The organism is Gaiella sp. (assembly GCF_035710885.1).
GTDB lineage: Bacteria > Actinomycetota > Thermoleophilia > Gaiellales > Gaiellaceae > Gaiella.
This window is the reverse complement of sequence record NZ_DASTCS010000062.1, coordinates 1-10,323: the sequence shown is the minus strand read 5'-3', so window position 1 is coordinate 10,323 and position 10,323 is coordinate 1. Positions and strand designations below refer to the sequence as shown.

The 10,323-nt window shown below is 70.8% G+C and carries 12 protein-coding genes; 6 read left to right on the top strand and 6 right to left on the bottom strand.

Features of this window, described 5'->3' with window-relative positions:
- From VFO26_RS14920 to VFO26_RS14910, 3 genes are all read left to right on the top strand, one after another.
- Positions 1–972, top strand: a 972-nt coding sequence (locus tag VFO26_RS14920) for a sugar ABC transporter permease (RefSeq protein WP_325115844.1), incomplete at its 5' end; no start/stop codon positions are given.
- Entirely contained in the window at positions 969–1,844 is an 876-nt protein-coding gene (locus VFO26_RS14915) for a carbohydrate ABC transporter permease (protein WP_325115843.1), read from the top strand. The genes VFO26_RS14920 and VFO26_RS14915, both read left to right, overlap by 4 nt.
- 78 nt (positions 1,845–1,922) lie before the next feature.
- Positions 1,923–3,407 (top strand): beta-N-acetylhexosaminidase, encoded by a 1,485-nt coding sequence (locus tag VFO26_RS14910; RefSeq protein WP_325115842.1) that lies wholly within the window; start codon positions 1,923–1,925, stop codon positions 3,405–3,407.
- A gap of 7 nt (positions 3,408–3,414) precedes the next feature.
- Here the strand turns inward: VFO26_RS14910 and VFO26_RS14905 are convergent, their stop codons facing one another.
- On the bottom strand, positions 3,415–3,969 hold the full coding sequence (locus VFO26_RS14905; protein WP_325115841.1) for a thermonuclease family protein: 555 nt from the start codon (positions 3,967–3,969) through the stop codon (positions 3,415–3,417).
- Positions 3,951–6,389, bottom strand: a complete 2,439-nt coding sequence (locus VFO26_RS14900) for an ATP-binding protein (protein WP_325115840.1) — start codon at positions 6,387–6,389, stop codon at positions 3,951–3,953. The genes VFO26_RS14905 and VFO26_RS14900 overlap by 19 nt, the downstream gene beginning before the upstream one ends.
- Before the next feature lie 24 nt (positions 6,390–6,413).
- Between VFO26_RS14900 and VFO26_RS14895 the strand changes: the two genes are divergently transcribed.
- Positions 6,414–7,214 carry a PPK2 family polyphosphate kinase gene (locus VFO26_RS14895; RefSeq protein ID WP_325115839.1) on the top strand — a complete coding sequence of 267 codons (801 nt, stop codon included), beginning with the start codon at positions 6,414–6,416 and terminating at the stop codon, positions 7,212–7,214.
- Positions 7,215–7,312: 98 nt separating this feature from the next.
- On the opposite strand, the gene VFO26_RS14890 is transcribed toward VFO26_RS14895, so the two are convergent.
- Entirely contained in the window at positions 7,313–7,516 is a 204-nt protein-coding gene (locus VFO26_RS14890; RefSeq protein ID WP_325115838.1) for a hypothetical protein, read from the bottom strand.
- Between the two features lie 234 nt (positions 7,517–7,750).
- Between VFO26_RS14890 and VFO26_RS14885 the strand changes: the two genes are divergently transcribed.
- Both VFO26_RS14885 and VFO26_RS14880 read left to right on the top strand, forming a co-directional pair.
- Positions 7,751–7,927: a hypothetical protein gene (locus VFO26_RS14885; RefSeq protein WP_325115837.1), complete on the top strand. Its 177-nt coding sequence runs from the start codon at positions 7,751–7,753 to the stop codon at positions 7,925–7,927.
- A gap of 45 nt (positions 7,928–7,972) precedes the next feature.
- Positions 7,973–8,218, top strand: a complete 246-nt coding sequence (locus VFO26_RS14880; RefSeq protein WP_325115836.1) for a DUF2188 domain-containing protein — start codon at positions 7,973–7,975, stop codon at positions 8,216–8,218.
- A gap of 634 nt (positions 8,219–8,852) precedes the next feature.
- On the opposite strand, the gene VFO26_RS14875 is transcribed toward VFO26_RS14880, so the two are convergent.
- The 3 genes from VFO26_RS14875 to VFO26_RS14865 all read right to left on the bottom strand — a co-directional run bounded on the left by VFO26_RS14875 (position 8,853) and on the right by VFO26_RS14865 (position 10,140).
- Entirely contained in the window at positions 8,853–9,104 is a 252-nt protein-coding gene (locus tag VFO26_RS14875; RefSeq protein WP_325115835.1) for a putative signal transducing protein, read from the bottom strand.
- A gap of 128 nt (positions 9,105–9,232) precedes the next feature.
- A complete protein-coding gene (locus tag VFO26_RS14870) occupies positions 9,233–9,703 on the bottom strand; it encodes a YtxH domain-containing protein (RefSeq protein WP_325115834.1) in 471 nt (156 codons plus the stop codon).
- Positions 9,704–9,720: 17 nt separating this feature from the next.
- Positions 9,721–10,140: a phage holin family protein gene (locus tag VFO26_RS14865; protein ID WP_325115833.1), complete on the bottom strand. Its 420-nt coding sequence runs from the start codon at positions 10,138–10,140 to the stop codon at positions 9,721–9,723.
- Positions 10,141–10,323: the final 183 nt, after the last annotated feature.

Below are 10,323 nucleotides of genomic sequence, written 5' to 3'. Positions count from 1 at the left end.
CCCGCCTCGCAAGCCGCGGCCGTCGCCCCCCGGCCCCCCCCACGCGGGGTGGGGCGGCGACGGCCGCTGTCGCTGCGGCGCCTGGGCGTCGCAGCGGTGCCGTACCTGCTCGTTCTGCCGGTGATAGCCGCGATCGGGGCGATCCTCGGGTACCCGCTCTATCGTCTGGTGGTCCTCTCCTTCCAGCGCTACGGGCTCCCGGAGCTCATCCAGCGCAAGGGCGAGTGGATCGGGCTCGACAACTACCGCTCGGTGCTCGCGGACTCGGTCTTCTGGGACACGCTCGTGCGGACGGTCGTCTTCACGGTCGTGAACGTCGGCCTGACGATGGTGCTCGGCCTCGGCTTGGCGCTGCTGCTCGTCCGGCTGTCGGCGCCGGTGCGCGTCCTCCTCACAGCCGGGCTCGTGCTCGTCTGGGCGATGCCCGCGGTGGTGGCGGTCCAGGTCTGGTACTGGATCACGAATTTCGACAACGGCATCCTCAACCACGCCCTCACGAGCCTCGGCGTGGGTGACTTCTTCCAGCACGACTGGTACGGATCGACGTTCTCGAAGCTCGCGATGGTGACGCTGCTGATCGTGTGGGGGGCTCTGCCGTTCGTCGCGCTGACGCTCTACGCCGGCCTCGCGCAGGTGCCGCGCGAGCTGCTCGAGGCCGCCTCGATCGACGGTGCCGGGAGCTGGCGCTCGTTCCGCGACGTGACGCTTCCCGTGCTCAAGCCGATCCTGCTCATCCTCACGAGCCTCTCGATCATCTGGGACTTCGGCGTCTTCACGCAGCCGTACCTGCTGATCGGCGCCTCACAGCTGAACTCGTCGAACTACCTGATGGGCGTCTACGTGTACATCGAGGGCTACGCGCACTCCGACTTCGGCCGGGGCGCGGCGATCTCGATCCTGATGCTCCTGATCGTCGCGTTGCTGAGCGTCGTCTACGTCCGCCGCATGGTGCGGATGGAAGAGGCCGCGTGAGCACCACGCCGCTCGAGAGGCAGGGACGGGCCCGCAGGCGGCGACGGTCGCTGGTGCGCCGGAGCGCCTGGGACATCCTCGGGCTCGCGCTCTTCGTGGTGCTCGTGTTCCCGGTCTTCTGGATGATCTCGACCGCGTTCAAGCCGGACGACGAGATCAACGCCGCCGAGCCGACCTGGTTCTCGCTCTCTCCGACGCTCGACCACTTCCGTGACGCGATGAGCCGACCGTACTTCTGGCAGATCGTGCAGAACAGCCTGATCGTCGTGACCGTCGCGGTGGCCGCCTCGATCGTGCTCGCGTTCCTCGCCGCGGTCGCGCTGGCCAAGTACCGCTTCACCGGTCGCAAGCTCTTCGTCGTGCTGATGATCGGGATCCTCATGCTCCCGGCCGCCGGCCTCGTGATCCCGCTCTACGTCGTCCTGGCGCGCTACCACCTGACCAACACGCTCACCGGCGTGATCCTCACCTACATGACGTTCGTCCTCCCGTTCGCCGTGTGGACCCTCCGCGGCTTCATCCTCGGCATTCCGAAGGAGCTCGAGGAGGCCGCGATGGTCGACGGCTCGAGCCGGATCGGCGCATTCGTGCGGATTCTCCTGCCGCTCGTGGCGCCGGGCCTGGTCGCGACCTCCGTGTTCGCGTTCATCCAGGCATGGAACGAGTACATCTTCGCGAGCGTGCTCCTCACCGACCAGCAGAACCACACGGTCACGATCTGGCTCTCGTACTTCTACGGGACGAGCCGGAACACCGACTGGGGCGCGTTGATGGCCGCGTCCACGCTGACCGCGATCCCGGTGGTCGTCTTCTTCCTCGTCGTCCAGCGTCGGATCGCGTTCGGGCTGACCTCCGGCGCGGTCAGGGGGTGAGCCGCCTCGCTCCGCCTCGCCTGGGCGGCGCTGCTCGCCGGAGTCGTGGTGGGGGCTGATTTGGCGACCGGCGCGCAGGTGCCTTCGCCCGGCTTCGCAACGGTGATCCCGAAGCCGCTCGCGCAGGCGCCCGAGCGCGGCGCGTTCGAGCTCGGGGCGGGTGCGCGGATCCTCGTCCGGTCGACGACACCGGAGGCCCTCCGCGTCGCGCGGCTTCTCGCCGCGAAGCTTCGTCCCGCGACGGGGTACCGCCTGCCCGTGTCCACCGTCCCCGGCGATGCCCGCGCCGGGAGCGTCGAGCTCGTCCTCGATCCCGGAGACCGCACGCTCGGCACGGAGGGCTACCGGGTCGTCGTGGCGCCGGCCGGGGTGACGGTCTCCGCCCGCACCGGCGCCGGCCTGTTCTGGGGGACGCAGACTCTGCGCCAGCTCCTGCCGGCGGCGATCGAGGCCCGGGCCCGTCGACCGGGGCCCTGGCGGATTCCGCTCGGCGTGATCCACGACCGGCCTCGCTTTGCGTGGCGGGGCCTGATGCTCGACGTCGCGCGCCACTTCTTCGGTGTGGGGGAGGTCAAGCGCGTCGTCGACCTGATGGTGCTCTACAAGCTCAACCGCCTGCACCTTCACCTGACCGACGACCAGGGCTGGCGCATCGCGATCCGGTCCTGGCCGCGCCTCTCGAGCCACGGCTCGCGCACCGCGGTCGGCGGCGGGCCCGGAGGCCGCTACACGCAGCGCGAATACGCCGCCATCGTCTCCTACGCGCGGGAGCGGTTCGTCGAGGTCGTCCCCGAGGTCGACATGCCGGGGCACGTGAACGCCGCGCTCTCGTCGTACGGCCGACTGGCCTGCGACGGCGTCGCTCCGGCGCCGTACACGGGCATCGAGGTCGGGTTCAGCTCGCTCTGCATCCGCAAGGAGGAGACGTACGCGTTCGTCGACGACGTGGTGCGCGAGCTCTCGAGGCTCACGCCGGGCGCCTACCTCCACGTCGGCGGGGACGAGGCGCACTCGACCGACCCCGGTGACTACGCCTACTTCGTCGACCGGGTCCAGCGCATCGCGCGGCGCCACGGGAAGCGGATGATCGCCTGGGAGGAGGCCTCGCGCGCGAGTCTCCACCGCACGTCGATCGCGCAGCACTGGCAGAGCCCCGAGCTCGCGCGCAGGGCCGTCGCGCAGGGAGCCCGGCTGATCATGTCCCCGGCGACGAAGGCCTACCTCGACATGAAGTACACGCGCCGCACGCCGATCGGGCTCACCTGGGCCGGGACGACGAGCGTGCGAGACGCGTACGAGTGGGATCCCGCCACGCAGGTCGACGGCGTCTCGGAGCGCGACGTGCTCGGCGTCGAGGCACCCCTCTGGTCGGAGACCGTGGAGACACGCGCCCACCTCGACCACCTCGTCTTCCCACGACTCCTGGGGCACGCGGAGGTCGCCTGGTCACGCGCCGAGGGGCGGTCGTGGACCGACTACCGCCGCCGGCTCGCCGCCCAGGGCGAACGCCTCGCCGCGCTCGATGTCGGCTATCACCGGTCGCCGGAGATCCGCTGGAGGTGAAGCGCCGTCAGGCTGGTCCCGTGACCGAGCCGATGCCCGTGTTCAGCTCGGCCCCGGAGCAGGCACCCCAGTACCCCCGCCTCGCGTCGCGTGCCTCCTCGACCGCGTCGAGCAGCGCGTCCGCATACCGGCCGCGGGCGTTCCGGAAGAAGTAGGGCGAGGCGGCCCCCCGCCGCACGAGCTCGACGTTGACGTTCTCCGAGCCGACGAAGACGTAGCGCAGGAGACGGCCGTGGTCGTCCCGCTCGTCGAGCCGCGGATCGCGCACGACCGTGACGCGGGTTCCCTTCGGCGCGAGCCCGATCAGCGCCTGCAGCGCCGCCCTCCCGTAGCAGTCGGAGTGGAGCTCGGGGGCGTCGACCTGCACGAGCCGCACCTTCGCGCCGTCCCGGAGCGTGAGCGTGTCGCCGTCGTTGACCCAGTCGACCACCTCCTGTCGACCGCTCGGAGCTGCGGTGGTCGAGGTCGCATCGCCGTCAGGGCCGCGGTTCTCCCGGCACCCCACAGTCAGCGTCGCCAGCGAGACGACGAGCGCGAGTCGGATCAGTCGCTGGGAACCCACACGAGCCGCGTCTCGAGGACGCGGACGTCGGTCGCCTCGAGTCGGATCGAGAGAGTGTCGACGTCGGCCGCCGTCGCCTGCCAGCGCTCGTCGATCTCGGCGACCTCGTCGAGGATCTCCTGCTCGAGCCGGGCGAGCTCGTCCGTCGTCGCCTCCACCTTCGCGGAGGCCGTCTCGCGGCGCTCCGCCGTGCGTGCGGTCATGCCGCGGCGCGAGGCGGCGCCGCTCACCGCGCTCGCCATCGAGCGGGTGCTGCGCCTGCCGCCGAGCAGCGCGCCGAGCACCGCGCCTGCGCCGGCGATCAGCTCGCTCGCCTGGCGCGAGCGCGTGTCCGTGTCGAGCTCCTCGACGCGGCGCTGGGCCTGCGCGAGCGCCTTTTCCAGGCGGTCCCGCTTCGCCTCCAGCCGGTCGCGGATCCTGGCCGACTCGGCGTCGGCGCGCTCCTGGGCGGCGGCGTCGCAGCGCGCGGCGAAGTCGTCCGGCGACTCGCCGGGCCGCGACACGAGCTTCAACGTTGTGTTGCGCTGCAGCTCGAGCGCGCGGCGATCGACCAGATGGCGCTGGATCTCCTTCGCGGTCGAGGTGAAGAACTTCGCCTCGCCGATCGGCGCCGCGGGCAGCACGTAGGCGGCGTTCGCGGGCGCGGAGGCGGCGAAGTCGCGGTCGTCGTAGTCGACCTGCGTCTCGCTGGCGAGGTCGAGACCGCCGTCGAGCGGGCCGTACACCGCCTCGAACTCCTGCTGCTCGTCGACGTCCGCGGCGCTGTCGTCGTAGCGGAGCGCGACGCGCGCGGCGAGGAACGCCCGGAGCCGACTCGAGTCGGAGGTCGCGCCGATCCCGGCTCCCCACGGCGCGCCCTGGTCGAGGTACGACACCGGGATTCCCTGCGCCACCGGCGGGGCGACGGGCGTCTCGTCGCTCGCGAGCTGGCGGGCCGGTGCGGTCTCCGGTGCGCGCGTGGGCGCGGATACCGTCTCGGGCGCTGCGGACGCCGGCTGCTCGTCCCCGGGAGACGGCACGGGAGCCTGCGCAACCGCCGGCTTCAGCCGGGAGACCTGCTCCTTCGTCAGCGGCCCGCAGAGGTACGACATCGCCCAGCGGGTGGTGAGCAGGCGCGGGGCGGACGCCTTTGCGGAGACGAGCAGGAACTGGCGCTTGCCGAGCCCGCCGATCGCCCGGTCGAGCTCCGCGACGTCCGTTCCGCCGGCGGCCGAGCGCAGCCCCTCGAGCACGCGGGCCTTGTCGTTCTCGGTCTGAAGGCGCCCGACGAGCCAGGTGCCCGCGTTCGACATCGCCTTGTAGTCGAGGTCGACGGGGTTCTGCGTGGAGAGGACGAGCCCGAGCCCGAACGCGCGGCCCTGCTTGAAGATCGTCAGGATCGGCTTCTTGGCCGGCGGCGCCGCCGACGGGGGCACGTAGCCGAACACCTCGTCCATGTACGCGAGCGCGCGCAGGTCGGGGGTTCCCTCCTGTCCGCGCATCCACGTGACGAGCTTCGAGAAGACGAGCGTCACGACGAACTGCCGCTCCTCCTCCGAGAGATGCGCGAGGTACACGACTGCGCAGCGCGGCTTTCCCTCCGGCGTGAACAGGAGCTTCTGTGGATCGAGCGCCTCGCCCTCGCCCCAGGCCGCGAACGACGGCGCCGCGACCAGGGAGTTGAGCGTGAACGCGAGCTTCGTGCGGTCGGCGGGGGGGAAGAACTGATCTACCTCGAAGACGCCCAGCTTGCGGATAGGCGGCGACTGGATCTCCCCGATCAGCGTCCCCAGGTCGAGGTCGCGGCCCGCGCGCCACGCGTGCTCGACGAGGTTCGAGAGCAGCACGTGCTCACGGCTCGAGAGCGGGTCGGAGCTGATCCCCACGAGCGCGAGCAGGCTGGTGACCGTGCCCTCGATCTCGTCTCGGAGCGCCTCGGCGTCCCTCTCCCAGGAGAGCGCGGGAGCGCGCAGAGAGCCGACGATGTTCAGAGGCACCCCGGCTGTCGAGCCCGGGGTGTAGATCGTCACGTCGGCCGCGTCCTTCAGGGCCCGGAGGCGATCGGGCCCGATCCCGTTCGACTCCAGCCCCTCGCGCCAGATCGTCGCCTGCTTCTCCGCGTACTCCTCGATGCTCACTCCTGCTGCCTGCGCCTCGGCCTCGCTCGCCCAGGGCAGGAAGCTCGCCGGCGCGAGGTCGGGGAAGACGAGCGCGAGGTTCGTCATGTCCCCTTTCGGGTCGAGCACGAGGGTCGGGATGCCGGAGAGGAGCGCCTCCTCGAGCAGCACGACCGCGAGGCCCGTCTTGCCCGAGCCCGTCATGCCGACGACGACGCCGTGGGTCGTCAGGTCGCTGGACCCCACCACGACCCTGTCGCTTCCGGCCTTCCCGGTCTTGGGATCGAGCGTGTGGCCCAGGTGGAAGGAGCCGCGATCGGCCATCGCGAGGAGTCTAGAGTCCCTCCGATGCTCGACGGCCTGAAGGTCGAGCCCGGCAGACCCGCCGGGATCGCGGATCGTGACCCGGCCGACCGGCTCGGGACAGAGAAGGACGACGGCGAGAAGCGCCTCGTCGAGCTGGTCGAGCGGATCGACGCCCTCCAGCACCGTCTCTACGCCGAGGACCGTCGCAGCATCCTGCTCGTCCTCCAGGGCCTGGACGCGTCGGGGAAGGACGGTGTCGTCCGTCGTGTGTTCGGCGGCGTCAACCCGACGGCGGTCAGGGTGACCTCGTTCAAGGTGCCCGTCGGCGCGGAGGTCCAGCACGACTACCTCTGGCGCATCCACGCAGCGCTCCCCGCGCGCGGGGAGATCGGCGTCTTCAACCGCTCACACTACGAGGACGTCGTGGCGGTGCGGATGCACGAGATCGCGCCCGAGGAGGTGTGGCGGCGGCGGTACGACCACATTCGCGCATTCGAGCGGATGCTCGTCGACGAGGGCACGACCGTCCTGAAGGCGTTCCTCAACATCTCGCGGGACGAGCAGCGCGAGCGGTTCCAGGAACGGATCGACGACCCCGAGAAGCGCTGGAAGTTCCGACGCGACGACCTGAAGGTGCGGGAGCGCTTCGACGCGTGGGTCGAGGCGTGGGACGAGGCGCTGACCGAGACCTCGACCGACTGGGCGCCCTGGTATGTCGTCCCGGCCGACAGGAACTGGGTGAAGGCACTCGCGGTCGGCGAGCTCGTCGTGGGCGCGCTCGAGCGGCTCGACCCCCAGCTGCCCGACCCGGAGCCCGGGCTCGAGGGCCTCCGCATCACGTAGGGACAGGGGGGTGTAGGGGCGAGACGCGTCTCGCCCCTACGTGGGGACGGTTCCCCGACGTCGGAATCCGCCGCCGTGGATTCCGACGTCGCGGTTCGTCAGAGCAAGATGCGCGTCGCCAGCTCGGGCGGGCAGCCGCGATGCACGAGCTCGACCGCATCGTGCAGGTCGACCTCGACGTTCGCGGCGAGCACGGCCGCCGCATCGAGGTCGTACCCAGACCTGCAGAGCGCGTCGAAGCGCCACGCCAGAACCTCGGCAGCCTCGTCGACACGTAGACCTTCGAACTGTGCCGCAGTCATGACCGTCCCCCTCTCGTGAGGGTCGTCATGCTCGGTAGACCCTCGTTCACCATGCCACTACCGTCGGTGATGGTGCCTTGCGACACTTCCCCCGCGAGGCGAGACGTGCCTAGCCCTTCGGGTGGGCGCGACGTCGAGGGTGAGCACGCTCGCGCGGAGTCGAACTCGTCCGCGCACGACGTGTGGGCCGCGGCTGTGCGGGGTATCCCTCCAGCCCCGACCGACGGAGGCGAGATGTCCACCCCCGAGCGTCAGCAAGACCCCGGCGAGCACGGCTACGGCAGCGCCGGCCAGGACCCCGAGGACGTCGAGCAGCCCGATCGGGCGCCCCCGCGTGAGGAGCCGGAGGAGAAGGACGCGGAGGACGCGCGGGACGAGGACGACGAGCCGATCCCGAGCGGGCCCGCCTGACTCGTCGCGTTCCTCACACCGGGGTGATCGCGTTTGGCAGGACCGATGGACGGGAAGGCAGGGCTCATGGCGAAGGGTGACGTCCACGTGGTTCCCGGCGAGAACGGCTGGCGGGTCGAGGTGGCGGCCGACGGTCGCGCGCGGTCGGTTCACGGCACCCAGGCCGAGGCTCGGGAGGCTGCCCGTGAGATCGCGCGTCGGACCAAGCGCGAGCTCTTCGTGCACGGCCGGGATGGGCGGATCCGCGAGCGCAACACCTACGGCACGGACCCGCGCTCCAGCAAGGGCTGACGAGAGCACTGCCCCGCGGGAGAGCGCGCGTCGCCCGTCTGGTGCTCGGGAGCTGAGGCGTCGGCGAGTGGGCCGGCATGCGGTGTGCCCCGCGCGATCCGGGCCGAGGTCGTGAGACGTCGTCGACTATGCGCGCGGGCGAGAAACGTGTATGACTCCGTGTGGGAAGGCGCCGATCCGGACACGGCGCGGGGGAGACGAACGGGGGAGTGGTATGGAGGCGAACCTACTTGGCGCACCGCCAACGGCTGCGCTACGGCAGCCGGCCTACGGCAAGGGCGATCAACAGCCAGGCGTCGATGGACCACGGCACGGGGCCCAAGAGCCCGAACCTGAATCCGTCCGACCGATCAGCCGCCCGATCCACCGCGCGGGCAGCCTACTCCTGGTCGCCGGAGTGGCGGTGGCCCAAGTCGTGTGGGTGGCTCTGCTCGCATACGGGGCGTACTGGATCGGGACGCATCTCCCCGTTTGAGGCCGCATCACCCTCCAGGGTGTCCCCCTTCTGAGGGAACTTCGCGCGAGCGCGCAAGTTTCGGGGCTCGCGAGCATCTTCCCAGGTGAGGCACGGGAGCGGCGGTGGCCCGCTGTGGCGGCGACGGCCCACCGCCCCCGGCCCTTTCATCGGCGCGGGTCAGACCCGTCGGTCGGTGCCGGACTCCGCTTCGGAAGGGGCCAACAGCTCTCTGGCGCGCGCCGCGTCCTGCGGTAGCACGAGCACCTCGAACGCTCCGGTGATCCCCCCGGCCGATCCGATGTTCACACCGGCGGACGCCGTTCCGGCTCGTTGCCAGATGGCCCGGATTCCCTCCACTCGCAAGAGCCCGACCGCGATCTCCGCCGCCGGCTCGTTCTCGACGAGTGCCACTCGAACGAGGTCGCTCACCGCGACAGGATACGGCCGACGGCCCGCCACCGGCCGGGAAAGCTCCCGGCGGTGTGCTCTCGGTTTCCCACGTAACCACCGCGGGGCCGGGGAGGCACCGTTCTGCCACCCCGGCGCCGCGTTCGCCACTATGACGCCAGGTGCTTGCCCTCGGTGTCGGGCTGCACGCGTTCCTTGAGATCCCCTGCCAGCTCGCGTCCCTGCTGGCCGCCCTCTTCCCTGGCGGTCTCCATGGCACTCTGGGCGACCGCCATTCCGCGGTCGAGCGCTTCCTGGCCCGTTTCCTTTGCGGTGTCCTTGAGCCTCGTCGCCATGTCTCCGATCTGCTCGTCCTCGACTCTCGTCGAGGGAAGGAGCAGACCCACGACAAAGCCGACAGCAGCCCCGCCGACGGCCAGCCCGAGCGGGTTCCGCTCGGCCGTGTTCTTCACCGAGCGGAGGCGCTGCTTGCTCGGCACCACGGTCCCCGCGGCCGAGGCGGCCGCGTCGGTCGCTCCCTTTACCTTCGACGTCACCGCTTCCTTCTTCTCGTCGACGTAGTCGTCCAACCGGGCTCCGACGTCGGTCTTGTAGGAAAGCGCCTCGACTTCCTCGCCCACCCGGGCGCGGGTCTCTTCTATTCCCTGCCGGATTTCGCCTGTTGTTTCATCCATGCCGCGTCCTCCTTGATGGTCTCGATCGTTTGCTCGGGCAGCGGTGTCCCCATCTCCTCGACACGCTCCTTGCCCGCGAGCGCGAGAGCGCCTGCGAGGCCGGCCAGGCCCACGCCTGTGATGAGCGCCGCAAGCCAGTCGTCGAGGAAGAGGCTCAGGACAAGGACGACGAACGCCGTCAGCGCGCCGCCGGCGAGGAGCGCTACGGCTCCGGCCGCGCCCATCATCCCGAGGCCGGGGAGCGCAACCTTCCCCTTGTCTCGCATCTCGGCCTTCGCCAGATCGAGCTCCTGGCGGACGAGCAGCGACAGGTCGCGTGTCAGCGCCGCCGCTACCTCGCCGATCGGCCGTTCGTGCAGGTCGTTCGCCTGATGCGTCGACATCGCGACTCCTCTCAGGACGCTCGCCCGGGGGTCGCGACCGGCTGCGCACCGACCGAGACTCCCTCGTAGCTCCGCGAGGCAGAGGGGGTGACCGGCGCGCCGGCCGTCCTGGAAACGTTGGTCGAGTCGTCGTAGCGTCGTTCGGACGACGCCTTGAAGACGCGCGAGGCGAGGATGCCGGCC

What these genes read in the sequence shown, in the direction of transcription:
- VFO26_RS14900 (WP_325115840.1), bottom strand. Translation starts at nt 6,389, where the DNA reads ATGGCCGATCGCGGCTCCTTCCACCTGGGCCACACGCTCGATCCCAAG.
- VFO26_RS14895 (WP_325115839.1), top strand. Translation starts at nt 6,414, where the DNA reads ATGCTCGACGGCCTGAAGGTCGAGCCCGGCAGACCCGCCGGGATCGCG.
- VFO26_RS14890 (WP_325115838.1), bottom strand. Translation starts at nt 7,516, where the DNA reads ATGACTGCGGCACAGTTCGAAGGTCTACGTGTCGACGAGGCTGCCGAG.
- VFO26_RS14885 (WP_325115837.1), top strand. Translation starts at nt 7,751, where the DNA reads ATGTCCACCCCCGAGCGTCAGCAAGACCCCGGCGAGCACGGCTACGGC.
- VFO26_RS14880 (WP_325115836.1), top strand. Translation starts at nt 7,973, where the DNA reads ATGGACGGGAAGGCAGGGCTCATGGCGAAGGGTGACGTCCACGTGGTT.
- VFO26_RS14865 (WP_325115833.1), bottom strand. Translation starts at nt 10,140, where the DNA reads ATGTCGACGCATCAGGCGAACGACCTGCACGAACGGCCGATCGGCGAG.